This is a genomic window from Providencia sp. PROV076 (genome assembly GCF_028483405.1).
GTDB classification, from domain to species: domain Bacteria; phylum Pseudomonadota; class Gammaproteobacteria; order Enterobacterales; family Enterobacteriaceae; genus Providencia; species Providencia huaxiensis.
This window is the reverse complement of record NZ_JAMPRR010000027.1, coordinates 1-23772: the sequence shown is the minus strand read 5'-3', so window position 1 is coordinate 23772 and position 23772 is coordinate 1. Positions and strand designations below refer to the sequence as shown.

Below are 23772 nucleotides of genomic sequence, written 5' to 3'. Positions count from 1 at the left end.
ATAAAAATAGCTATTGGGTTCGGTATTTTAACGATGCGAAAACTAATACTGCACTTGAAATAGTTAACACTAAACCTAAGTGTTGGCTCCAGCCAGCGACCATTAGACCGATGGCGAGTCCGATGTAGTAAAATAAACCTAAAATTGCGCCAGCGGTGCCTTTTCTGTCACCATAACGGTTTAATGCATGGGCAAGTATGTTCGGGATCGCAATTCCGTAACCAATAACGACTCCGATAACGGGTAAAACGAACCAAATTGAATCCATTAGCACAAAAACCAAACAGCCACTCACCAAGGAAATCACGCTAGACAGTTTTACAAGCTGCTCAGATGTGTGTTTTTTAGCCAATAAATAGCGATTTGATATCGAACCTAAACCAACCCCAAGCGCTAATAATATCCCTGTTAATCCAAACTGTTGTTGAGTGAGCATTAATTGTTCAAAACTGAATGGAGCCAGCTGATAATAGCTAAATAAATTAATATTGAAAAATGCTATCAAGATCACATTTCTAGCAATTTCTTTATCAGCGATCATGCGTAAAAATGTCTCAATAAATGAGACTTGCGTCACGTTTTCAGGCTTGGTCTCAGGTAAACGACAGGCTGACCAGAGAAAAAGCACCACAGCTAAAATAGCTAAGCCGATAAAAACGGTTCGATAACCGCCAAAACTGACGAGTCCAGCACCAGATAACATTCCCAACGCGGGGCTGATTGCTAAAGCAACACCCATGATAGAAAAAACTTTCGCTAATTCATGGCCTTGGTAGCTATCACGCATAGCGGTTTGTGTACCGATTGAACCGACGGCAGCGCCAAATGCAGACAACATTCTCATTAATAATAATAAATAAAAATGTGTGACAAATAACGCACCAACAGACGCAATACCGTAAATCAATAAACCCGCCAAAATAGTCGGGCGACGCCCTAAGGTGTCACACATACGTCCCCAAAACACCACGCCTAATGCAAAAGCAAAGAAATAAAGCGACAGTGTTTGTGAAGCTTGTTCCGCATTTACTGAGAAAGCGCTGGCAATATCAGTGAGAGCGGGGCTGTATATGGTTTCCACAATTTGAGGAAACATCATTAAGGCAACAGCAAGCCATAATGAAAGAGGGTGTTTCATACTTTTTCCTACCAATCGACTAAAAATAAAGGGTCTAATTAGATACAACGATTTAATAGCAGGTAGTTTAGTGTTATTTTCATTGTCTTATTACAATAATAAAGACTATAAATATCAAAAAAGAGACATTATGGCTTGGCTAAATCAAACAGATAAATTTCAAACTCATTGGTATCGTGCGCCAGTATTGGGGATCGCGGCAAAAATGGGGCAGCATGACTCTGGTTTTCATAAACATGAAATGGGGCAGCTTTTGTTTACACAACAAGGGTGTATACGAATTTCACTGGAAAATCGCCTGTCTTTGCTTCCCCCTGGTAGAGTGGCTTGGATCCCTCCATTTGTTCTTCATCGGGCACAAATGCAGGCATCCGTGGGGTATCGATCGGTTTATTTATCAGAAGAATATGCCAAAAAAATCGGGAATGATGTGGTTATTTTGAATATTTCCCCATTACTAAGGGAAGTGCTAGAACGTATTGCTATTGCGCCGTTTGAGAGTGATTGGCAGCAGGGGCGTTTGGCCAACTTATTACCGGTATTTATCGATGAGCTACAAAGTGCAGCTTTAGAGCCAACACTGTTGCCATTACCGCAAGATAGACGCTTTAAAGGGATTGATATCGAGCAATTACCACCGAATTTAAACCAGTTAGCGCAGACTATCGGTGCGAGTGAGAAAACAATCACGCGTATTTTCTTGAAAGAAACAGGCATGACATTTCAAACATGGCGACAACAATGGCGGTTTATTAAAGCGATTGAGTTGCTTGCACAAGAAAAACCTTATCACTATATTATTCAAGAGCTTGGTCTAACAAGTGATAGCGCGTTTATCAGTTTTTTCCGCAAAATGAGCGGAATGACACCAAGGGAATATCAACAGCAGTAAGCTAAATGACATCAGTAAAAAAGAAAAAAGCCCCGAAAATTCGAGGCCTTAGCATATGTAGGGTTCAGATTTAATTAAATATTATTTTTTTGCTAATTCAGAGTTGAATTCACGTTTGTCATAGCCGGTATATAGCTGGCGAGGACGAGCAATTTTCAGGCCGTCATCGTGCATTTCATTCCAATGTGCAATCCAGCCAATGGTACGTGCAATGGCAAAAATAACAGTAAACATTGAAGATGGAATACCCATTGCTTTCAAGATGATACCTGAGTAGAAGTCAACGTTCGGGTACAGTTTTTTCTCAATGAAATACGGGTCGTTCAATGCGATACGTTCCAGCTCCATAGCGACTTCCAGCAAGCTGTCATTCAAGCCAAGTTCATTTAGAACTTCATGGCAAGTTTCACGCATTACCGTTGCACGTGGGTCATGGTTTTTATAAACACGGTGACCGAAGCCCATCAAGCGGAAAGAGTCATTTTTGTCTTTAGCGCGCTCGATAAATGCAGGAATGTGCTCAACAGTTTGGATCTCTTCCAACATACGTAAGCAAGCTTCGTTAGCACCGCCGTGAGCAGGCCCCCACAGTGAAGCGATACCTGCCGCGATACAAGCAAATGGGTTTGCACCGGATGAACCCGCAGTACGTACAGTCGAGGTTGAAGCGTTTTGTTCGTGGTCAGCGTGTAGGATTAAGATACGATCCATTGCGCGTTCTAAAACAGGATTAACTGTGTATTCTTCACATGGTGTCGAGAACATCATATGCAAGAAATTACCCGCGTATGACAGGTCATTACGTGGATAAACAAAAGGTTGGCCAATTGAATATTTGTAACACATCGCTGCGACTGTTGGCATTTTCGACAGCAGACGATAAGCCGTAATTTCACGGTGGCGTGGGTTGTTAACATCTAATGCATCGTGATAGAAAGCTGCTAGTGCGCCAGTAACACCGCATAATACAGCCATTGGGTGTGAGTCACGGCGGAAACCATTAAGCATGCGAGTAATTTGCTCATGGATCATGGTATGGCGAGTCACCGTATTTTTAAATACGTCATATTGTTCTTGAGTTGGTGCTTCACCGTATAGCAGGATATAACAAACTTCGAGATAAGAGGCTTCAGTGGCGAGTTGATCGATAGGGAAACCACGGTGCAACAGGATGCCTTGATCACCATCGATATAGGTGATTTTTGATTCACAGGATGCAGTAGAAGTAAAACCAGGGTCGTAGGTAAAAAACCCTTTAGAACCTAAAGTTCGGACATCGATAACGTCTTGACCAATCGTTGGGCTTAAAATATCTAGGTCAATATCACCCTTACTACCAGTCGTTAGCTTAGCTTTGTTATCAGCCATTACGGTCTCCTTAGCGCTTGATAATCGACACCCAACAACCCAGAAGCTCAGCGTTATACTGTGTCTTCATGCATTGTTCTACCGGTATGCTTTGGAAATCAGCTCGCTATCACATAAAACCTGAAATCTGAGACCGACGACAATGTAATTAGGTTGTTTATGAGTGTGTAGATGTTATGTTCTTTTTGTTGTTTTCCCTACAATATCATTATTTGTGGTAAGGGGAACAACTTTCATAACTTTTGTTATTAATACCCATCATAGTTCAAATTGAAGAGTACTTAACATTGCAACATTCACGTTTTTTTCTTTTTACGATGAAGTGTCAACAGCACCGTTAAGATAATTCTGCCAGACCTATATGTAAGATAAATGTTGAATCATTGTCAAATAAGATAAGCACATTTATACAAAATGTTTAAATCGTGATCCCTCTCACTGTTCGGGCTAAATGTCTCCAAACATTTTGTGTGGGAATTGTAATGGCATTGTGAAGACTTTATACTAGCGGCAGGTCTCCGGATTACCCTGTAGTAGGAGTTCCCAGCGTGATCAGTATGCAACTTTATTTAAACATGATGGATTAGAGTTTGTGTTAAGTTGCATTTTGTACCCCTGTCGCTGTCTGATTTCCACCCCAGGTCCGGAGGATGGAAAATAATAAAGAGCTGTGTGGGCAAAATTGTGAAAAAACAAAGACCTGTCAACCTTGATTTGCAGACGATTCACTTCCCGATCACTGCAATATCTTCGATCTTGCACCGTGTCTCTGGCGTCATTACTCTCATCGCAGTTGGTATTCTGCTTTGGTTGTTAGGGACATCTCTCTCCTCTCCAGAAGGTTTTCAATACGCGTCTGAAATAATGACTGGCTTTTTTGCTAAGTTCATTCTTTGGGGCATCTTGACAGCTTTGGCTTACCACATCTGTGGTGGTATTCGTCATATGCTAATGGATTTCGGTTGTGTTGATGAAACGCTTGCTGCTGGTAACTCATCTGCAAAAATTACATTTGTCATTACCGTGATTTTAGCAATTCTGGCGGGGATTTTAGTATGGTAAGTAATGCTTCAGCTTTAGGCCGTACTGGTATCCAGGACTGGCTATTAATCCGTGGTTCTGCGATTGTCATCGCGCTCTACGTACTCTACATTGTTGGTTTTGTTGCTATTAATGACATTACCTATGACGTCTGGCGTGGCTTTTTTGCCTCTTCTGTGACGAAAGTATTCACTATCCTCACGTTGTTCTCGATTCTTGTTCATGCGTGGATTGGCATGTGGCAAGTGCTGACTGACTACGTTAAACCTTTAGCAATTCGTTTAGTATTGCAACTGGCTATCGTTGTAGGTCTGTTGGCTTATTTAATTTACGGAACAATTGTTGTGTGGGGTGCATAAATGAATCTGCCAATCAGAGAGTTTGACGCTATCGTTATCGGTGCGGGTGGCGCAGGTATGCGCGCAGCACTTCAAATTTCACAGATGGGCCTATCTTGTGCGCTTCTGTCAAAAGTTTTTCCAACTCGTTCTCATACTGTATCAGCGCAAGGTGGTATCACGGTTGCTTTAGGTAACACGCATCCTGATAACTGGGAATGGCACATGTATGACACCGTTAAAGGTTCCGACTACATCGGTGACCAAGACGCTATCGAATACATGTGTAAAACAGGGCCAGAAGCTATCCTCGAATTAGAACATATGGGGTTACCGTTCTCGCGCCTTGATGATGGAAGTATTTATCAACGTCCATTTGGTGGTCAGTCTAAAAACTTCGGTGGTGAGCAAGCTGCGCGTACTGCAGCTGCAGCTGACCGTACTGGCCATGCACTGTTACATACCTTGTATCAGCAGAACTTAAAAAACCACACAACCATTTTTTCTGAATGGTATGCCCTTGATTTAGTTAAAAACCAAGACGGCGATGTTGTAGGTTGTACTGCAATTTGTATGGAAACAGGCGAACTGGTTTATTTCAAAGCGAAAGCAACTATTTTAGCAACGGGTGGTGCGGGTCGTATTTACCAATCAACCACTAACGCACACATCAATACGGGTGATGGCGTGGGAATGGCTGCTCGTGCAGGTGTTCCACTGCAAGATATGGAAATGTGGCAATTCCACCCTACGGGGATCGCTGGCGCGGGTGTTCTCGTGACAGAAGGTTGTCGTGGTGAAGGTGGTTACCTGTTGAATAAAGACGGCGAGCGTTTCATGGAGCGTTATGCGCCGAACGCGAAAGACCTTGCGGGTCGTGACGTTGTTGCGCGCTCAATCATGATTGAAATTCGTGAAGGTCGTGGTTGTGATGGCCCATGGGGTCCACACGCCAAGCTGAAACTGGATCACTTAGGAAAAGACGTTCTGGAATCTCGTTTACCGGGTATCCTTGAATTATCTCGTACCTTTGCTCACGTTGACCCAATCAAAGAGCCAATCCCTGTTATTCCTACCTGTCATTACATGATGGGCGGTATTCCAACGAAAGTGACGGGTCAAGCTCTGCGTTATAACGAAAAAGGCGAAGATGAAGTCATTCCTGGTCTGTTTGCGGTCGGTGAAATTGCCTGTGTATCAGTACATGGTGCTAACCGCTTAGGGGGTAACTCACTTCTCGACTTAGTGGTATTTGGTCGCTCAGCGGGTCTGCACTTGAAAGAATCCATCATGGAGCAAGGTTCAATGCGTGATGCATCTGAATCTGATATTGATGCAGCGATGACACGTTTTAACCGTTGGGAAGGTGCGCGTACGGGTGAAGACCCAACTGAAATCCGTAAAGCACTGCAAACCTGTATGCAGCATAACTTCTCGGTATTCCGTGAGGGTGATGCAATGGCGAAAGGTTTAGAAGAGCTGAAAGTGATCCGTGAGCGTCTGCAAAATGCACGCCTTGATGATACTTCGACTGAATTTAATACTCAGCGTATCGAATGTTTAGAACTGGATAACCTGATGGAAACGGCTTATGCAACGGCACAAGCTGCAAACTTCCGTACAGAAAGTCGTGGTGCGCATAGCCGCTTTGACTACCCAGAACGAGATGATGCGAATTGGTTATGTCACTCATTATATTTACCGCAATCTGAAACGATGACGCGTCGTGAAGTCAACATGCAGCCAAAACTGCGTGAAGCCTTCCCACCGAAAATTCGTACCTACTAATGCGTGGTGTTAATCCAGTTGCGGAGAAATAAACTATGAAATTACAATTTTCGATTTATCGCTACAATCCTGATGTGGACAACGCACCACGTATGCAAGATTACACGCTAGAAGTTCCTGAAGGGCGTGACATGATGTTGCTGGATGCGTTAATCCAAATCAAAGAGCAAGACCCAACACTCTCTTTCCGTCGTTCTTGTCGTGAAGGGGTATGTGGTTCCGATGGCCTGAACATGAACGGTAAAAACGGGTTGGCGTGTATTACGCCATTATCTGCTTTAATCCGTGGTGGGAAGAAAATTGTCATTCGTCCATTACCGGGTCTGCCTGTTGTGCGTGACCTGATTATCGATATGACTCAGTTCTATACCCAATACGAAAAAATTCGTCCATATCTGATTAATGATAACAAGAACCCACCAGCGCGTGAGAATTTACAAACTCCTGCACAACGTGAAAAACTCGATGGTTTATATGAGTGTATTTTGTGTGCTTGTTGTTCGACTTCTTGCCCATCGTTTTGGTGGAATCCAGACAAGTTTATCGGGCCTGCAGGCTTGTTGGCAGCGTATCGCTTCTTAATTGATAGCCGTGATACTGAAACCGATTCACGATTAGATGATCTGAACGACGCTTTTAGTGTCTTCCGCTGTCATAGCATCATGAATTGTGTCAATGTATGCCCTAAAGGGCTAAATCCAACGAAAGCTATCGGTCATATTAAATCTATGTTACTAAAACATAGCGCTTAATTATGCATATTTAACCCACAGTGCTCAGGTGCTGTGGGTTAAAAGAGAAATAGCACAAAATAAAAACATAAGTAAAAAGAAACGCGTAAAGTAAAAGCAATAATAGGTTTTTAATGCGCGGAAGCTCACAAAAGCACGAAAACGAAATACCAACAAAGGGCGTCAGAAAGTAACATTGTCACCCATAAAAAGTAGTACTTATTAAAACGTTGTCATTACAAAAGCGTAAAAAAGTGAAAGCAAAGAAAGTAACAGTAAAAAGTAGAAAAAATAGCCAACTGCAAAAGATGAAGACGACAGCCCAAGCATAGGGGCCTTTAAAAACCGCAGCCAGTTTTTAAAGGTTCCTTAAAAGGGAAACCCTTACTGATAAAGGGCCTCCCAAAGAGAGAACATGCATAAAGCACGTCCAAGAGAACCTTTATCGAGGTCGCTTAAATGCGGCAATTAGTTAACCACGGCGAAAACTAAAGCTTTAAAAGCTTAAGGGATCACAATGCAGAACGGCGTAATGAAGGACTGGCTGGATTCAAGCTTTCTGGCAGGCGCGAACCAGACTTATATAGAACAGCTCTATGAAGATTATCTGACTGACCCTAACTCTGTCGATGCCGAGTGGAAAGCAATTTTTGAGCAACTTCCTGGTGCAGCACTAGGCACTAGCGGTGAACAATTCCACTCCCAAGCGCGCGATTACTTCCGCCGCTTAGCAAAAGACTCTACACGTTATCACACCTCTGTTAGCGATCCAGCTATCGACGCAAAACAAGTTAAAGTTTTGCAATTAATCAATGCGTTCCGCTTCCGCGGGCACCAAAATGCGAATCTTGATCCGTTAGGTCTTTGGAAACGTGAATCTGTTCCAGATTTAGACCCAGCATTCCACAACCTGACGAAAGAAGACTTCAACGAAACCTTCAACGTGGGTTCATTTGCGATTGGCAAAGAAACCATGAAGCTGAGTGAGCTATATGACCACCTGAAACGTATTTATTGCGGTTCTATTGGTGCAGAATATATGCATATCACGAATACAGAAGAAAAACGTTGGATCCAACAGCGTCTTGAGTCTGTTGATGTTTCTAAAATTTTCTCAGTAGAAGAGAAAAAACGCTTCTTAGCTGAATTAACGGCAGCTGAAGGGCTTGAGCGTTACATCGGGGCTAAATTCCCAGGTGCAAAACGTTTCTCATTGGAAGGTGGTGATTCACTGATCCCAATGCTGAAAGATTTAATCCACCACGCAGGCAAGCAAGATACCCGTGAAGTTGTTTTGGGTATGGCTCACCGTGGTCGTTTAAACGTTCTAGTTAATATCTTAGGTAAAAAACCGGGCGAATTATTTGATGAGTTTGCGGGTAAACATAAAGACCACTCAAGCGCGGGTGATGTTAAATATCACCAAGGTTTCTCCTCTGACTTTGAAACCGCAGGCTCTCGTGTTCACTTAGCGTTAGCATTTAACCCGTCTCACCTTGAGATTGTTAGTCCAGTGGTTATCGGCTCAGTGCGCGCACGTCGTGACCGTCTGGATGAAGGCCGCAGCAACATGGTTCTGCCAATTACCATTCATGGTGACTCAGCAGTAACTGGCCAAGGTGTTGTACAAGAAACACTGAACATGTCTCAAGCTCGTGGTTATGAAGTTGGCGGTACGATGCGTATCGTGATTAACAACCAAATTGGTTTCACGACTTCAAATCCAAAAGATACACGTTCAACAGAATACTGCACAGATATCGTGAAGATGGTGCAGGCACCAATTTTCCACGTGAATGCGGATGACCCAGAAGCAGTGTCTTTCGTGACTCGTTTAGCGCTTGATTTCCGTAACACGTTCAAACGCGATGTTATGATTGATTTAGTCTGTTATCGCCGCCATGGCCATAACGAAGCGGATGAGCCAAGTGCAACTCAGCCTGTGATGTATCAAAAAATCAAACAGCACCCAACACCACGTAAAATTTATGCAGATCGTTTAATTGCAGAAAACGTATTAAGTGCTAATGATGTCACTGAAATGGTTAATCTGTATCGCGATGCGTTAGATGCGGGTAACTGTGTGGTTGAAGAGTACCGTGAAATGGGGCTGAACTCATACACATGGGCTCCATATTTAAACCATGAATGGGATGCATCCTATAAATCAACAGTTGATATTAAACGCTTAACGGATCTGGCTGTTAAAGTCAGCACTATCCCAGAAGGCGTGGTTGCGCAATCTCGTGTTGAGAAAATTTATACCGACCGTGCCGAAATGGCAAAAGGTGAGAAATTACTCGACTGGGGCGCGGCTGAAACTTTAGCGTACGCAACGTTAGTTGATGAAGGTATTCCTGTGCGTTTGTCCGGTGAAGACGCAGGCCGTGGTACATTCTTCCACCGTCATGCAGTTATTCACAACCAAACAAATGGTTCAGTTTACGTTCCACTGCAAAATATCCATAACGGCCAAGGCGTCTTTAATGTTTGGGACTCTGTTCTGACTGAAAACGCGGTATTAGCATTCGAATATGGCTATGCCACTACTGAGCCTCGTGCACTGACTATTTGGGAAGCCCAATTTGGTGACTTCGCTAACTGTGCTCAAGTGGTTATCGACCAATTTATTAGCTCTGGTGAGCAAAAATGGGGTCGTATGTGTGGTCTGGTAATGCTACTGCCTCATGGTTATGAAGGTCAGGGGCCAGAGCACTCATCTGCACGTTTAGAACGTTACCTGCAACTGTGTGCTGACCAAAACATGCAAGTGTGTGTGCCGTCAACACCTGCTCAGGTTTATCACATGTTGCGTCGCCAAGCCTTACGTGGCATGCGCCGTCCTCTGATTGTGATGTCACCAAAATCTCTGCTACGTCACCCATTAGCGGTCTCTAGCATGGAAGAATTGGCAAACGGTACATTCGAGCCAGTTATCGGTGAAATAGATGATATCAATCCGAAAAATGTGAAACGCGTCGTTATGTGTTCAGGTAAAGTCTATTACGATCTGTTAGAACAACGTCGTAAAAATGAACAAACTGACGTGGCTATCGTGCGTATCGAACAGTTATATCCGTTCCCACACGAAGATATCCAAAAAGCGTTGGCGCAATTTACTGATGTAAAAGACTTTGTATGGTGTCAAGAAGAGCCATTAAACCAAGGTGCTTGGTATTGCAGTCAACATAACTTCCGTGAAGCTATCCCAACAGGGGCAACTTTACGTTATGCAGGTCGAGCTGCTTCTTCATCTCCAGCAGTTGGCTATACGTCCGTACACCAGGAACAACAGAAAGCCCTGGTTAATGACGCTTTGAACATTGAATAATTAAAGGATAGAAAATGAGTAGCGTAGAAATTCTTGTTCCCGATCTTCCTGAGTCCGTTGCAGATGCTACGGTTGCCACATGGCATAAAAAACCAGGTGACAGTGTTCAGCGTGACGAAGTACTGGTTGAGATCGAAACAGATAAAGTCGTATTAGAAGTTCCTGCAAGTGAAGCTGGTGTATTAGAAGCTATCGTTGAAGATGAAGGTGCAACGGTATTGTCTAAGCAATTACTGGGTCGCATTCGTTTAGGCGATAGCACAGGTATTCCTGCTGAAGTGAAAGAAGCACAAGAGTCAACACCTGCACAGCGTCAAACGGCAAGTTTAGAAACTGAAAGCAATGATGCTCTGACCCCTGCGATCCGTCGTTTGATTGCAGAGCACGACTTAAATCCAGCTGACATCAAAGGTACGGGTGTTGGTGGTCGTTTAACGCGTGAAGATGTTGAAAAACATTTAGCTGCAAATAAATCTGCGGCACCTGCGGCGAAAGCCCCAGCGGCTCCACAAGCGCCTTTAGCACACCGTAGCGAAAAACGTGTTCCAATGACGCGTTTACGTAAACGTATTGCTGAGCGCCTGTTAGAAGCGAAAAACACGACCGCCATGTTGACGACCTTTAACGAAGTCAATATGCAACCAATCAAAGACTTACGTAAACAATATGGCGAAGTATTCGAAAAACGTCATGGTGTTCGTTTAGGTTTTATGTCTTTCTATGTGAAAGCTGCGGTTGAAGCACTGAAGCGCTACCCAGAAGTGAATGCTTCTATTGATGGCGATGATGTGGTTTACCATAACTATTTCGATATCAGTATTGCGGTTTCAACACCACGTGGTTTGGTAACACCAGTTCTGCGTGATGTCGATGCAATGAGCATGGCAGATATCGAGAAGAAAATTAAAGAACTGGCTGTTAAAGGTCGTGACGGTAAATTAACTGTCGAAGACTTAAGTGGTGGTAACTTCACTATCACTAACGGTGGCGTATTTGGTTCTCTGATGTCTACACCTATCATTAACCCACCACAGAGCGCGATTTTAGGCATGCATGCCATTAAAGACCGCCCTATGGCTGTAAATGGTAAGGTAGAGATTCTTCCTATGATGTATTTAGCACTGTCTTACGACCACCGTTTAATCGATGGTAGTGAGTCAGTTGGCTTCTTAGTCGCTATCAAAGATATGCTGGAAGATCCAACTCGTTTACTGCTGGACGTATAGCAACATAACAGGGCAGGGTACAACTTGCCCGGTCTGAAGTAACCGATGCAACCCGTTCGCGGGTTGCTAAATCAGTAACAATTGCAGGAGGCGAATAAACGCCTCTTCAGACTCAATTATGGATAGAACATCATGAATTTACACGAGTACCAGGCAAAACAGTTGTTTGCACGTTATGGGATGCCTGCACCGACAGGTTATGCCTGTTCATCAGTCGCTGAAACCGTCGATGCTGCTAAAAAAATTGGTGACGGCCCTTGGGTAATTAAATGCCAAGTTCACGCAGGTGGACGTGGTAAAGCTGGCGGCGTAAAAGTCACTAGTGATATCAACGAAGTGAAAGCATTTGCAGAACACTGGTTAGGTAAAAACTTAGTTACCTATCAAACAGATGCAAACGGCCAGCCTGTTAACCAAATTCTGGTTGAAACGGCAACTGATATTGCTAAAGAACTCTATTTAGGTGCGGTTGTAGACCGTAGTACTCGCCGCGTTGTATTCATGGCATCTACCGAAGGTGGCGTGGAAATCGAGAAAGTCGCAGAAGAGACTCCAGAGTTAATTCACAAAGCGATTATCGACCCACTGACTGGCCCAATGCCTTTCCAAGGCCGTGAGTTAGCATTTAAATTAGGCTTAACTGGCAAACAAGTTAGTCAATTCGCGAAAATTTTCATGGGGCTGGCTACATTATTCCTAGAACGCGATTTAGCATTAGCGGAAATCAACCCACTGGTTATCAGCACTGCGGGTGATTTAGTTTGCTTAGATGGTAAATTAGGTATCGATAGCAACGCGTTATATCGTCAACCAGAGATCCGTGAACTACGTGATGAATCACAAGAAGATGCACGTGAAGCACAAGCCGCTCAGTGGGAACTGAACTACGTTGCGTTAGACGGCAACATCGGCTGTATGGTTAACGGTGCGGGCCTTGCAATGGGTACTATGGATATCGTTAAACTGCACGGTGGTGCACCGGCTAACTTCTTAGATGTTGGCGGCGGCGCGACAAAAGAGCGTGTAACTGAAGCATTTAAAATCATTCTTTCTGATGAAAACGTGAAAGCCGTTTTTGTTAACATCTTTGGTGGTATCGTTCGCTGCGACCTGATTGCAGACGGCATCATTGGTGCAGTAGAAGAAGTTGGCGTAAATGTACCAGTCGTTGTGCGTTTAGAAGGTAACAATGCAGAGTTAGGTGCTAAAAAACTGGCAGATAGCGGCTTGAATATTATCGCTGCAAACAGCCTGACTGATGCAGCTAAGAAAGCAGTAGCAGCAGCGGAGGCTAAATAATGTCTATTTTAATCGATAAAAACACCAAAGTAATTTGCCAAGGTTTCACTGGTGGCCAAGGTACATTCCACTCAGAACAAGCGATTGCTTATGGCACGCAAATGGTCGGTGGTGTGACGCCAGGTAAAGGTGGCACTGTTCACTTAGGTCTGCCTGTATTTAACACTGTTCGTGAAGCTGTAGAAGCAACGGGCGCAACAGCCTCTGTTATCTATGTTCCAGCACCATTTTGTAAAGATTCTATTTTAGAAGCTATCGATGCTGGCATTAAGCTGATCATCACTATCACTGAAGGTATTCCAACTCTGGATATGCTGACAGTTAAAGTGAAATTAGACGAAGCAGGCGTTCGTATGATTGGCCCTAACTGCCCTGGTGTTATCACGCCGGGTGAATGTAAGATTGGTATCCAACCTGGCCATATCCATATGCCAGGTAAAGTCGGTATCGTTTCACGTTCAGGTACGTTGACTTATGAAGCAGTTAAACAAACAACAGATGCAGGCTTAGGCCAATCGACTTGTGTAGGTATCGGTGGTGACCCAATTCCAGGTTCAAACTTCATTGATATCCTGAAGTTATTCCAAGCAGATCCACAAACTGAAGCTATCGTGATGATCGGTGAAATCGGTGGTAACGCAGAAGAAGAAGCAGCTGAATATATTAAAAAGCATGTTACTAAGCCTGTTGTAGGCTATATCGCAGGTGTAACTGCACCAAAAGGCAAACGTATGGGCCACGCAGGTGCAATCATCGCAGGCGGTAAAGGGACTGCTGATGAGAAATTTGCTGCACTAGAAGCTGCTGGCGTGAAAACCGTTCGTAGCCTTGCAGACATCGGTGATGCAGTCAAATCTCTGCTGAATAAATAAGTAATTCGCTAGGCAACTAGCAAGAGTAAGAGACGAAAGCCCGTGCTCATGTGAGCACGGGTTTTTTTATGCCTTTTAAATATTTTTATAGGGTTATGCGGTTTTTTGAAATGTGTGTCTATACTTAAAAGTGCGTTCTATAGGCTTATATGAAGGAAAATTGATAATAAAAAGGCAATTTAGGTGAGCAGGGTAGTGCTAATAGCACTTTATGCAAAAAAAAGCGAAATTGCGGCATATCAATTTTATAATATTGACGGTAATTCAATTAAGCCAATATAACAGTTTAGTTGAGAAAACGGCTATATTAATAAAATTCATAATAAGTTTAAAATAAGATACTATTACAAATTAAATATTCTTTTTTCGAGTCGTTAATTCAATGATTATATTTTTTGTTAATCTTTGGAAAAATTAAGAACATTTATATCATTATCAATAACAGCAATTTAACAAGTAAATAACCATTAATTGACTGACAGGTATAGCAATTAACAACAGGAAAAAAATTGACGCAAATCAATTCATTGCCTCTGGCTTTATTTGTTCAAATTGCTTAAATTGGTGCTCGATCAAATACTCGATTTTCTATTAAAGGGTATAATTATTGATGTAAATTCAGAATTCAAATCTGAGTCACGTAAAAGAAGTTTATTGTGTGTGAAGATAAGCGTACTATTATTATGGTAACGTTTGTTCTTTTAATTTTGTTAATTTTTTGTTGTTTTGAGGCATTTTTTGCTGGTAGTTAAGAGGCTTTCTAAGTATTTAAAACTGGAAGCTGGGTTGCCGCAAGTCGGTGTCTTCCTGCTAGGAGCAAGGAGTCAAGATGTTTGATATTGTCGAACTGTCACGATTACAGTTTGCCTTAACTGCGATGTATCACTTCCTGTTCGTACCATTAACGCTAGGTATGGCGTTTTTGCTTGCGATCATGGAAACGGTATATGTACTGTCAGGCAAGCAAATTTATAAAGATATGACTAAGTTCTGGGGTAAGTTATTTGGTATTAACTTTGCTCTGGGTGTTGCAACGGGTCTGACCATGGAGTTCCAATTCGGTACTAACTGGTCTTACTACGCGCACTATGTTGGAGATATCTTCGGTGCACCTCTTGCAATCGAGGGTCTGATGGCGTTCTTCTTAGAATCAACGTTTGTCGGTTTATTCTTCTTTGGTTGGGATCGTTTAAGCAAAAAACAACACCTAGCTGTAACATGGTTAGTTGCTTTAGGTTCTAACTTCTCTGCTTTGTGGATCTTGGTTGCGAACGGTTGGATGCAAAACCCAATCGCTGCTGATTTCAACTTCGAAACAATGCGTATGGAAATGGTTAGCTTCTCTGAGCTAGTCTTAAACCCAGTTGCGCAGGTTAAGTTCGTCCACACAGTTGCTGCGGGTTATTGTACCGGTGCAATGTTTGTCCTTGGTATTAGCTCTTACTACCTGCTTAAAGGTCGTGATGTTGCTTTTGCTAAACGTTCTTTTGCTATTGCTGCAAGCTTTGGTATTGCTGCTGTTCTGTCTGTTATCGTTCTTGGTGATGAATCAGGTTACGAAATGGGTGACGTTCAGAAAACCAAACTGGCTGCTGTTGAAGCAGAGTGGGAAACCCATGCTCCACCAGCTGCGTTTAACTTAATCGCTTGGCCGGATACTGAAAAGCAAGAAAATAAATTTGCTATCTCGATTCCTTGGGCGATGGGTATTATTGCAACCCGTTCAATCGATACGCCTGTATTAGGTCTGAAAGACTTAATGAAACAGCACGAAGTTCGTATTCGTAACGGTATGATTGCATACGGTCAGTTACAAGAGCTTCTTGCAGGTAATAAAGATCCTGAACTGCGTTCGGCATTTGAAGTAAACAAAAAAGATCTCGGATATGGCCTTCTGTTAAAACAATATGCACCAAATGTTGTTGATGCAACTGAAGCTCAAATCCAAAAAGCAGTGAAAGATAGTATTCCTAACGTTGGGCCGCTGTTCTGGGCATTCCGTATCATGGTTGGTGTTGGCTTCCTATTACTGTTGATTATTGGCTGGGCATTCCTGTCAGTAGTTCGTAACCGTATTGGTCAAAATAAACTATTGCTGCGTATTGCACTATTCGGTATTCCACTACCATGGATTGCAATTGAATCAGGTTGGTTCGTTGCGGAGTATGGTCGTCAGCCATGGGCAATCGGTGAAGTGTTACCTGTTTCGGTTGCACACTCCAACTTGACGACTCATGACCTGATCTTCTCTATGGTATTGATCTGTGGTCTGTATACACTGTTCTTAATTGCTGAAATGTTCTTAATGTTCAAATTCGCTCGTAAAGGGCCAAGCAGCCTGAAAACTGGCCGCTATCACTTTGAACAGAAAAACCCTTCTGCACACGACGTTCAGTAAATAGGAGCCACTTATGTTTGATTATGAAGTTCTTCGGTTTGTGTGGTGGATCCTTATCGGTGTATTACTGATTGGATTTGCTGTCACAGATGGCTTTGACATGGGCGTTGGCTTCTTATTACCTATTTTAGGTAAAACGGATACTGAACGCCGTATCATGATTAACGCTGTTGCACCTCACTGGGATGGTAACCAAGTTTGGTTAATCACAGCTGGTGGTGCGATGTTTGCTGCCTGGCCACAGGTCTATGCTGCATCATTCTCCGGTTTCTATATCGCGATGATTTTAGTGCTAGCAGCATTGTTCTTCCGTCCGGTTGGTTTCGACTACCGTTCAAAACTGGAGAACCAAAAATGGCGCAATATGTGGGACTGGGGTCTGTTCATCGGTGGTTTCGTTCCACCATTAGTTATCGGTGTTGCGTTTGGTAACCTGTTATTAGGTGTTCCACTGCAAATTGATAACCAACAGTATTTGACCTACACGGGTAACCTGTTTGGTCTGCTAAACCCATATGGTCTGTTGGCGGGTGTCGTTGGCTTAATGATGATTGTTACCCAAGGTGCAACTTATCTGCAAATGCGTACCACTGGCGAACTGTACTTACGTGTGCGTAAAGCAACCTATATCTGTGCGTTAGTTACATTGTTAGCGTTTGCGGGTGCAGGTGTTTGGTTAGTCATGGGCATTGATGGTTATGTTATCACTTCAACTATTGATACTCTGGCGGTGTCAAACCCACTGAACAAAACAGTTGCAGTTGAATCAGGTGCTTGGTTGACTAATTTCAATACTTACCCAATCCTGTGGGCATTGCCTGCTCTGGGTGTAGGATTGCCGTTAATCACAATGCTGTTTAGTAAAGCAGACAAAAATGGTTGGGCGTTTGTGAGTTCTTCATTAACTATCGCTTGTATCATTTTAACCTGTGGTGTAGCAATGTTCCCATTCATCATGCCTTCAAGCATCATGCCAAACGCAAGTTTGACCATGTGGGATGCAACATCTAGCCTGTTTACTCTGCAAGTGATGACTGTTGTTGCTATTATCTTTGTACCAATCGTACTGGCATACACCGCATGGTGTTACTACAAAATGTTCGGTCGTTTGGACAAAAACTTCATCGAAGGCAACAAGCACTCACTGTATTAAGGAGCATAACTATGTGGTATTTCGCCTGGATCCTCGGCACGCTGTTAGCTTGTAGTTTTGCAGTGATTGCAGCATTAGCGTTAGAGCACTCTGAAGACTCTAAAGCCGCTAAAGATGGTGAGTAATAAAAATGCTGGTGGATAAAACCTATCAGCTATTGGATAAGGGGCCGATAAGGGCCCTTATCCTTATTTTAGCTTTAGTCACAGCAGGTGCAGTCATGTGGGATCCAACCCTATTTGCTGCGAAGACCAGCTCATTTCAAATATGGCAAGGGTTATTATTAATATGGGCAACGTGTACCGCGATGATTTTTGGTGTTGGTTTTAAACCCCAAAAAGTTATCTTTCGTGCAATTTTTCACCCATTACCTGCTGCCATCATTCTTATTTGGGGACTTTTTCAGGTCTTTAGATAATTCTAATTGCTAATTATGGGTCAATGGACCCATAATTATTTTTGATATCTTTACTTTCAAAGTGATTCCAAACTGGCACTGTCTTGCGTATAGTGGCACCGTTAATTAATTTAACCTAAGACGGAGTGATTGTTATGTTATTTCGCTGGCCTGTTCGCGTGTATTATGAAGATACAGATGCGGGCGGTGTTGTTTATCATGCACGCTATTTAGCCTTTTTTGAGCGAGCAAGAACCGAAATGCTGCGAAATAAAGGTATCAATCAACAAAGTATGCTTGCTGAGAACCTTGGCTTCGTTGTGCGAAGCATGACAATTGATTTTGTCAAAGGGGCGAAGCTGGATGACCTGCTGGAAGTTGAAACACAAATTATTGAAATGAAACGTGCTTCACTCACTTTTCAGCAAAGGTTAGTTGATTCGCAAGGTAACCTGCTTTGTGGGGCAAATGCCCTTATTGCTTGTGTGGACACATCAAAAATGAAGCCGATTGCGCTTCCTAAGTCTATTGTCGCGGAGTTTAAACAGTGACTGACATGAATATCCTGGATTTATTCCTTAAAGCGAGCCTTTTGGTTCAGCTCATTATGTTCGTTTTGATCGGTTTTTCTATCGCATCATGGGCGATCATTATTCAAAGAACGAAAATTTTAAATGCGGCAACGCGTGAGGCGGAAGCATTTGAAGATAAGTTCTGGTCAGGTATCGAGCTATCGCGCTTATATAAAGAAAGCCAAGCTCGCCGTGATGAATTGAGTGGTGCCGAACAAATTTTCCATTCTGGTTTTAAAGAGTTTGTTCGTTTACACCAAGCGAATATTCATGCACCAGATGCGGTCGTGACAGGTGCTTCTCGAGCAATGCGTATTTCAATGAATCGTGAGCTTGAATCAGTTGAAGCGCATATCCCATTTTTAGGTACTGTTGGTTCAATTAGCCCATATATTGGTTTATTTGGTACCGTTTGGGGGATTATGCATGCGTTTATTGCATTGGGAGCGGTAAAACAAGCAACATTACAAATGGTTGCACCGGGTATTGCCGAAGCACTTATTGCAACCGCAATTGGCTTATTTGCAGCGATCCCTGCCGTTATGGCATTCAACCGTTTGAACTTACGTGTTAGCAAATTAGAGCAAAATTACGATAACTTTATGGAAGAGTTTTTGGCCATCTTGCATCGTCAAGCCTTCTCTGCTGATAAGAAATAAGACGGGGAGATAAGCGAATGGCGCGCACAAGTCGCAGACGTGAGCTGAAATCCGAAATCAACATAGTTCCATTACTGGACGTATTGTTGGTACTGTTGCTGATATTTATGGCAACAGCACCGATTATTTCTCAAAGTGTGGAAGTTGAGCTGCCGGATGCAACAGATACACAAACCGTATCATCAAGTGATAACCCACCGATTATTTTAGAAGTGTCGGGGGTTGGCCAATATAACATGCGCCTTGATGGTGAGGTTTTAGAATTGCTACCACCAGAGCAAATTGCTGCAGAGGCAAAATCTCAATTAGAGAAAAACCCCAAAGCAGTTTTCTTGATTGGTGGAGCAAAAGAAGTCCCTTATGAAGAAGTGATTAAAGCGCTGAACATATTACACAGCGCAGGGATAAAATCAGTTGGCTTGATGACTCAGCCTATATAGGCTGGGTTATTGTCGTTTGAATAAGTCACAATTCTTTTTTTGGATACCAGAGTGGGAAAGACAAAAGAGAAAAAAGATAACTTAAATCGCTCGTTAGTGATGTCAATCGTATTGCACATCCTATTGATTGGGTTGATTGTTATAGGCTCTTTAGTTTCCGTCGTCAAACTTGGTGGTGGCGGGGAAGAGGGAACTGTCATCGATGCGGTGATGGTTGACCCGGGCGTGGTTGTTGAGCAGTATGAAGAAATGCAAAGGCAGCAAAATAACGTCAGACAAGCGGCGAAAGAGCGCAAAGAGCAAGAACAAAAGCAAGAGGCTGAGCTCAGAGAGCAGCAAGAAAAGGAACAAAAGCGTCTTCAGCAACTTGAAGAAGAGCGTATAAAGACTGAACGTGCAACGGCAGAACAACAAAAGCAAGCCGAAGAACAACAGAAAATAGCATTAGAAGCGGCTAAAAAAGCGAAGGAAGAGCAAAAAATAGCCGAAGAAGCTGCCGCGAAAGCGAAAGCAGAAAAAGAGAAATTAATTAAAGAGCAGGCTGCTGAAAAGGCGAAAGCTGAGGCGCAAGCTCAGAAAGAAGCGGAAGCAGCGAAAGCCAAAGCAGAAAAAGAAGCTAAAGAAAAAGCAGAAAAGGACGCGAAAGTAAAAGCTGAAAAAGAAGCTAAAGCTAAAGCCGATAAAGAAGCCAAAGAAAAGGCTGACAAAGAAGCGAAAGCAAAAGCAGCAAAAGCCAAAGCTGAGGCAGCAAAAAATGCCGCTTCTGTTGACGATTTACTCGGCGATTTAACGGCATCAGGCCCTAGCAAGCAAGGTGGCGAAGCTGCAGCTGGAAAAGGCGGCGGTAAAAAATCGGGCGCATCGAATGCTGATGTGGACAGCTATGCTGGTAAAGTCAAAGCGGCTATCCAAAGTAAGTTTTATGATTCAGATACTTTCCGTGGGCGTACTTGTGAACTTCAATTGAAGCTCGCGCCAGATGGGTTATTGGTGAGTATTACACCAAAAAATAGCCCGGCCAATGACGCGGCACTCTGTGATGCAGCAATCCGAGCAGCAAAACTTGCAACGATGCCTAAACCACCTAGCAGAGAAGTCTATGATACGTTTAATAAAGCAGGTAGCACAGTTGTGTTTAAACCTTAATTTTCAATAACTCAGACCAGTCTGTATTGATATTATTAAGGCAATAGAATAAATAGTTTGTGTGGTATCTAGTTTTGTTATTATACCTTTGTTAAAATTCAGCGAATTATTGCGGTAGTAAATAATCCGCAGTAAGGGAGATAAGAATGAAGCAGGCTTTTAAAGTAGTTTTAGGGTTCCTAATGCTATGGGCGACAGTGGCTCAGGCTGAAATACGTATTGAGATCACTGAAGGTGTTAACTCAGCTCAACCTATTGGTGTTGTGCCGTTTAAATGGTCAGGTGCGGGTGCTCCACCACAAGAAGTTGGCCAAATAGTAGGCGCTGATTTACGCAATAGCGGAAAATTTAACCCTATTGAGCCAAGCCGTATGCCTCAACAACCGGGTACCGCTTCTGAAGTGATCCCTGAAGCGTGGACAGCGTTAGGTATTAACGCAGTGGTTGTGGGCCAGGTGCAGCCTGCTGCTGATGGCAGCTTTGTCGTTAGCTATCAGTTAGTTGATGTCGCGGCTAACCCAGGTGCTGTTTTATCTCAGAACCAATATAAAGTAACAAAAGAATGGTTACGCTATGCAGCGCATACTGCAAGTGATGAAGTCTTTGAAAAATTGACGGGTATTCGTGGCGCATTCCGTACACGTATTGCTTATATTGTTGTCAACAAAGGCGCTCAGTATCCATATGAATTACGTGTTTCTGACTATGACGGTTTTAACCAATTTACGGTTCACCGTTCACCAGAACCTTTGATGTCGCCAGCTTGGTCACCAGATGGTGAAAAACTGGCTTACGTTACATTTGAAAGCGGTAGTTCAGCACTTGTCATTCAAACCTTATCGACAGGAGCAGTTCGTCAGGTAGCATCATTCCCACGTCACAATGGGGCACCTGCATTCTCTCCTGACGGGACTAAACTGGCATTTGCATTGTCTAAAACAGGCAGCTTGAACTTATATATAATGGACTTAGCGAGTGGGCAAATTCGTCAGGTAACCGATGGTCGTAGTAACAATACCGAGCCAAGTTGGATGCCAGATAGCCAAACTTTAGTCTATACTTCAGATCAGGCGGGACGTCCGCAGATTTATAAAATCAATATTAATGGTGGCAGTCCTGAACGTGTTTCTTGGGAAGGAACACAAAATCAGGACGCTGATGTTAGCCCGGATGGTACTTTCTTAGTGATGGTCAGCTCCGGCGGCGGTCAGCAACATGTCGCCAAACAAGATCTGGCAACGAACAACGTTGAGTTTTTAACGAAAACGTTCCTAGATGAAACGCCGAGTATCGCACCTAACGGCACTATGGTAATTTATAGCTCCTCTCAAGGCTTGGGGACTATATTGCAGCTAGTTTCGACCGACGGGCGTTTCAAAGCGCGTCTTCCGGCTACCGATGGACAGGTTAAATTCCCTGCCTGGTCGCCGTATCTGTGATGCATAATAATAATGTGTGGCAAAAAATATTAAGGATCAAAACGATGCAACTGAATAAAGTGCTTAAAGGGCTGATGATCGCGTTACCAATCATGGCAGTCGCAGCTTGTAGCTCTAACAAAAACAATGACCAAGATGGCGTAGATACTTCTACTAACCAAACTAACACTGGTCTGTCTGCGGAAGAGCTGGCACGTCAGCAAATGGAACAGCTGCAACAAAACAACACTGTTTACTTTGGCTTTGACAAATACAACGTATCTCCAGAGTACGCTGAAATGTTAGATGCACACGCAGCATTCCTGCGTAGCAACCCATCTGTACGTGTTGTTGTTGAAGGTCATGCGGATGAGCGTGGTACTCCAGAATACAACATCGCGCTGGGCGAGCGTCGTGCTAATGCAGTTAAAATGTACCTGCAAAGCAAAGGTGTTTCTGGTGACCAAGTTTCACTGGTTTCTTACGGTAAAGAAAAACCAGCTGTGTTAGGTCACACTGAAGCAGACTACGCGAAAAACCGTCGTGCAGTCATTGCATACTAATAGATAAGCGAAATTATCTATTATGAACAGTAACTTCAGACAATTACTAGTCGGTCTGTCGTTATTGGTTGGCGTAGCGGCCCCTTGGGCCGCTATTGCCCAAGCGCCAATCAACAATGTCGGATCTGGTTCAACAACAGACCGCCTCACCCAACTTGAGACAGCAGTTAGCTCTCAAGGTCAAATTATGTATCAAATCCAACAGCAACTCGCTGACAACCAACGCGACATCGATATGTTACGTGGCCAGATTCAAGAAAGTGAATACAAATTGAATCAAGTCATTGAGCGTCAGAAAGATTTATACATGCAATTAGACAATGCAGGCGGTGGTAATTCAGCAACCTCAGGCGATACAGCAACACCTGACACTAGCGCATCAAATGGAACATCTTCCTCTACGACACCTACGGCAGCGGCCAATACGGGTGGAAATGAGAAAGATGATTACAATGCGGCAGTCAAATTAGCAATGGAAAGCAAATCCAAAGCTCAAATTGACCAAGCAATCGGTGCATTACAAGGTTTTATTAAAGCCTACCCTAAGTCTGGGTATCAATCTAATGCCAACTATTGGTTGGGGCAGTTAAACTACAACAAAGGTAGCAAAGACGATGCTGCTTTTTATTTTGCCACTGTAGTTAAGCAGTATCCTAAATCCCAAAAAAGCAGCGAAGCCTTATATAAAGTTGGGCTGATCATGCAAGATAAGGGACAAAAAGATAAAGCAAAAGCTGTTTACCAACAGGTATTGAAACAATATCCAAACAGTGCTGGTTCAAAATTAGCCGAAAAAAAGCTGAGTACACTTTAATTTATAGCCCCGAAGCAATATTACCGAATATTTCGGGGTTATCAGTATGATAAGTGTGCATTTAAACTTTTTTTTAAAAAAAATCGTTGCACCCTCGTCAGAAATCAGTAATATAGGCCGCCGTTGAGACGAGAATGTGGTTAGCCAAAAATCTCGAGATACAAAAAGAAATTTAGTTAGAAATGTTG

The 23772-nt window shown here is 43.1% G+C and carries 22 protein-coding genes; 20 read left to right on the top strand and 2 right to left on the bottom strand.

All coding sequences use genetic code 11. The features are described from left to right. Window positions 1-10: 10 nt before the first annotated feature. Window positions 11-1138, bottom strand: a complete 1128-nt coding sequence (locus PSF67_RS16515; protein ID WP_166266328.1) for a multidrug effflux MFS transporter — start codon at window positions 1136-1138, stop codon at window positions 11-13. Between the two features lie 130 nt (window positions 1139-1268). On the opposite strand from PSF67_RS16515, the gene PSF67_RS16510 reads away from it, so the two are divergent. Beyond that, a complete protein-coding gene (locus tag PSF67_RS16510) occupies window positions 1269-2030 on the top strand; it encodes an AraC family transcriptional regulator (protein WP_102138327.1) in 762 nt (253 codons plus the stop codon). A gap of 81 nt (window positions 2031-2111) precedes the next feature. Here the strand turns inward: PSF67_RS16510 and PSF67_RS16505 are convergent, their stop codons facing one another. Further along, window positions 2112-3398, bottom strand: coding sequence for a citrate synthase (locus tag PSF67_RS16505; protein WP_004909058.1), 1287 nt, complete (start codon window positions 3396-3398; stop codon window positions 2112-2114). 672 nt (window positions 3399-4070) lie between these two features. On the opposite strand from PSF67_RS16505, the gene sdhC reads away from it, so the two are divergent. From sdhC to cpoB, 19 genes are all read left to right on the top strand, one after another. Then, the gene (gene sdhC / locus PSF67_RS16500) at window positions 4071-4460 is read left to right on the top strand and encodes a succinate dehydrogenase cytochrome b556 subunit (RefSeq protein ID WP_004909059.1); all 390 of its coding nucleotides are present in this window, start codon (window positions 4071-4073) and stop codon (window positions 4458-4460) included. After that, entirely contained in the window at window positions 4454-4798 is a 345-nt protein-coding gene (gene sdhD / locus PSF67_RS16495) for a succinate dehydrogenase membrane anchor subunit (RefSeq protein WP_004256832.1), read from the top strand. Before sdhC ends, sdhD begins: the two co-directional genes overlap by 7 nt. Continuing rightward, window positions 4799-6565, top strand: coding sequence for a succinate dehydrogenase flavoprotein subunit (gene sdhA / locus PSF67_RS16490; protein WP_102138328.1), 1767 nt, complete (start codon window positions 4799-4801; stop codon window positions 6563-6565). Window positions 6566-6600: 35 nt separating this feature from the next. Then, window positions 6601-7317 (top strand): succinate dehydrogenase iron-sulfur subunit, encoded by a 717-nt coding sequence (locus PSF67_RS16485; RefSeq protein ID WP_004256824.1) that lies wholly within the window; start codon window positions 6601-6603, stop codon window positions 7315-7317. Between the two features lie 496 nt (window positions 7318-7813). Further along, complete coding sequence (gene sucA / locus PSF67_RS16480; RefSeq protein WP_102138329.1) at window positions 7814-10627, top strand: 2-oxoglutarate dehydrogenase E1 component; 2814 nt, start codon at window positions 7814-7816, stop codon at window positions 10625-10627. A 14-nt stretch (window positions 10628-10641) separates the two neighbouring features. Further along, window positions 10642-11853: a 2-oxoglutarate dehydrogenase complex dihydrolipoyllysine-residue succinyltransferase gene (gene odhB, locus PSF67_RS16475; RefSeq protein ID WP_102138330.1), complete on the top strand. Its 1212-nt coding sequence runs from the start codon at window positions 10642-10644 to the stop codon at window positions 11851-11853. Window positions 11854-11985: 132 nt separating this feature from the next. After that, window positions 11986-13152 carry an ADP-forming succinate--CoA ligase subunit beta gene (gene sucC / locus PSF67_RS16470; RefSeq protein WP_004909077.1) on the top strand — a complete coding sequence of 389 codons (1167 nt, stop codon included), beginning with the start codon at window positions 11986-11988 and terminating at the stop codon, window positions 13150-13152. After that, complete coding sequence (gene sucD / locus PSF67_RS16465; protein WP_102138331.1) at window positions 13152-14024, top strand: succinate--CoA ligase subunit alpha; 873 nt, start codon at window positions 13152-13154, stop codon at window positions 14022-14024. Before sucC ends, sucD begins: the two co-directional genes overlap by 1 nt. Window positions 14025-14853: 829 nt before the next feature. Beyond that, on the top strand, window positions 14854-16422 hold the full coding sequence (gene cydA / locus PSF67_RS16460) for a cytochrome ubiquinol oxidase subunit I (protein ID WP_102138332.1): 1569 nt from the start codon (window positions 14854-14856) through the stop codon (window positions 16420-16422). A gap of 13 nt (window positions 16423-16435) precedes the next feature. Then, a complete protein-coding gene (gene cydB / locus PSF67_RS16455) occupies window positions 16436-17575 on the top strand; it encodes a cytochrome d ubiquinol oxidase subunit II (protein ID WP_102138333.1) in 1140 nt (379 codons plus the stop codon). A gap of 11 nt (window positions 17576-17586) precedes the next feature. After that, entirely contained in the window at window positions 17587-17700 is a 114-nt protein-coding gene (gene cydX, locus PSF67_RS16450) for a cytochrome bd-I oxidase subunit CydX (protein WP_004909083.1), read from the top strand. Window positions 17701-17705: 5 nt separating this feature from the next. After that, window positions 17706-17993: a cyd operon protein YbgE gene (ybgE, locus tag PSF67_RS16445; RefSeq protein WP_102138334.1), complete on the top strand. Its 288-nt coding sequence runs from the start codon at window positions 17706-17708 to the stop codon at window positions 17991-17993. A gap of 134 nt (window positions 17994-18127) precedes the next feature. Beyond that, on the top strand, window positions 18128-18523 hold the full coding sequence (gene ybgC, locus PSF67_RS16440; protein WP_004256789.1) for a tol-pal system-associated acyl-CoA thioesterase: 396 nt from the start codon (window positions 18128-18130) through the stop codon (window positions 18521-18523). Further along, window positions 18520-19203 (top strand): Tol-Pal system protein TolQ, encoded by a 684-nt coding sequence (gene tolQ, locus PSF67_RS16435; protein WP_004256787.1) that lies wholly within the window; start codon window positions 18520-18522, stop codon window positions 19201-19203. The genes ybgC and tolQ overlap by 4 nt, the downstream gene beginning before the upstream one ends. Window positions 19204-19220: 17 nt before the next feature. Then, window positions 19221-19643: a colicin uptake protein TolR gene (tolR, locus tag PSF67_RS16430; protein ID WP_102138335.1), complete on the top strand. Its 423-nt coding sequence runs from the start codon at window positions 19221-19223 to the stop codon at window positions 19641-19643. A gap of 51 nt (window positions 19644-19694) precedes the next feature. Further along, window positions 19695-20789, top strand: coding sequence for a cell envelope integrity protein TolA (gene tolA, locus PSF67_RS16425; protein ID WP_195698339.1), 1095 nt, complete (start codon window positions 19695-19697; stop codon window positions 20787-20789). A 146-nt stretch (window positions 20790-20935) separates the two neighbouring features. Beyond that, window positions 20936-22228 (top strand): Tol-Pal system beta propeller repeat protein TolB, encoded by a 1293-nt coding sequence (tolB, locus tag PSF67_RS16420; RefSeq protein WP_206275910.1) that lies wholly within the window; start codon window positions 20936-20938, stop codon window positions 22226-22228. Between the two features lie 44 nt (window positions 22229-22272). Then, window positions 22273-22770, top strand: coding sequence for a peptidoglycan-associated lipoprotein Pal (gene pal / locus PSF67_RS16415; protein WP_004909091.1), 498 nt, complete (start codon window positions 22273-22275; stop codon window positions 22768-22770). A 22-nt stretch (window positions 22771-22792) separates the two neighbouring features. Then, window positions 22793-23584, top strand: a complete 792-nt coding sequence (gene cpoB / locus PSF67_RS16410; RefSeq protein WP_102138338.1) for a cell division protein CpoB — start codon at window positions 22793-22795, stop codon at window positions 23582-23584. The last annotated feature ends 188 nt before the right edge of the window (window positions 23585-23772 follow it).

Excerpts from the sequence above, each read along its gene's own strand:
- PSF67_RS16515 (WP_166266328.1), bottom strand. The coding sequence starts at position 1,138 with ATGAAACACCCTCTTTCATTATGGCTTGCTGTTGCCTTAATGATGTTT.
- PSF67_RS16510 (WP_102138327.1), top strand. The coding sequence starts at position 1,269 with ATGGCTTGGCTAAATCAAACAGATAAATTTCAAACTCATTGGTATCGT.
- PSF67_RS16505 (WP_004909058.1), bottom strand. The coding sequence starts at position 3,398 with ATGGCTGATAACAAAGCTAAGCTAACGACTGGTAGTAAGGGTGATATT.
- sdhD (WP_004256832.1), top strand. The coding sequence starts at position 4,454 with ATGGTAAGTAATGCTTCAGCTTTAGGCCGTACTGGTATCCAGGACTGG.
- sdhA (WP_102138328.1), top strand. The coding sequence starts at position 4,799 with ATGAATCTGCCAATCAGAGAGTTTGACGCTATCGTTATCGGTGCGGGT.
- PSF67_RS16485 (WP_004256824.1), top strand. The coding sequence starts at position 6,601 with ATGAAATTACAATTTTCGATTTATCGCTACAATCCTGATGTGGACAAC.
- sucA (WP_102138329.1), top strand. The coding sequence starts at position 7,814 with ATGCAGAACGGCGTAATGAAGGACTGGCTGGATTCAAGCTTTCTGGCA.
- odhB (WP_102138330.1), top strand. The coding sequence starts at position 10,642 with ATGAGTAGCGTAGAAATTCTTGTTCCCGATCTTCCTGAGTCCGTTGCA.
- sucC (WP_004909077.1), top strand. The coding sequence starts at position 11,986 with ATGAATTTACACGAGTACCAGGCAAAACAGTTGTTTGCACGTTATGGG.
- sucD (WP_102138331.1), top strand. The coding sequence starts at position 13,152 with ATGTCTATTTTAATCGATAAAAACACCAAAGTAATTTGCCAAGGTTTC.
- cydA (WP_102138332.1), top strand. The coding sequence starts at position 14,854 with ATGTTTGATATTGTCGAACTGTCACGATTACAGTTTGCCTTAACTGCG.
- cydB (WP_102138333.1), top strand. The coding sequence starts at position 16,436 with ATGTTTGATTATGAAGTTCTTCGGTTTGTGTGGTGGATCCTTATCGGT.
- cydX (WP_004909083.1), top strand. The coding sequence starts at position 17,587 with ATGTGGTATTTCGCCTGGATCCTCGGCACGCTGTTAGCTTGTAGTTTT.
- ybgE (WP_102138334.1), top strand. The coding sequence starts at position 17,706 with ATGCTGGTGGATAAAACCTATCAGCTATTGGATAAGGGGCCGATAAGG.
- ybgC (WP_004256789.1), top strand. The coding sequence starts at position 18,128 with ATGTTATTTCGCTGGCCTGTTCGCGTGTATTATGAAGATACAGATGCG.
- tolR (WP_102138335.1), top strand. The coding sequence starts at position 19,221 with ATGGCGCGCACAAGTCGCAGACGTGAGCTGAAATCCGAAATCAACATA.
- tolB (WP_206275910.1), top strand. The coding sequence starts at position 20,936 with ATGAAGCAGGCTTTTAAAGTAGTTTTAGGGTTCCTAATGCTATGGGCG.
- pal (WP_004909091.1), top strand. The coding sequence starts at position 22,273 with ATGCAACTGAATAAAGTGCTTAAAGGGCTGATGATCGCGTTACCAATC.
- cpoB (WP_102138338.1), top strand. The coding sequence starts at position 22,793 with ATGAACAGTAACTTCAGACAATTACTAGTCGGTCTGTCGTTATTGGTT.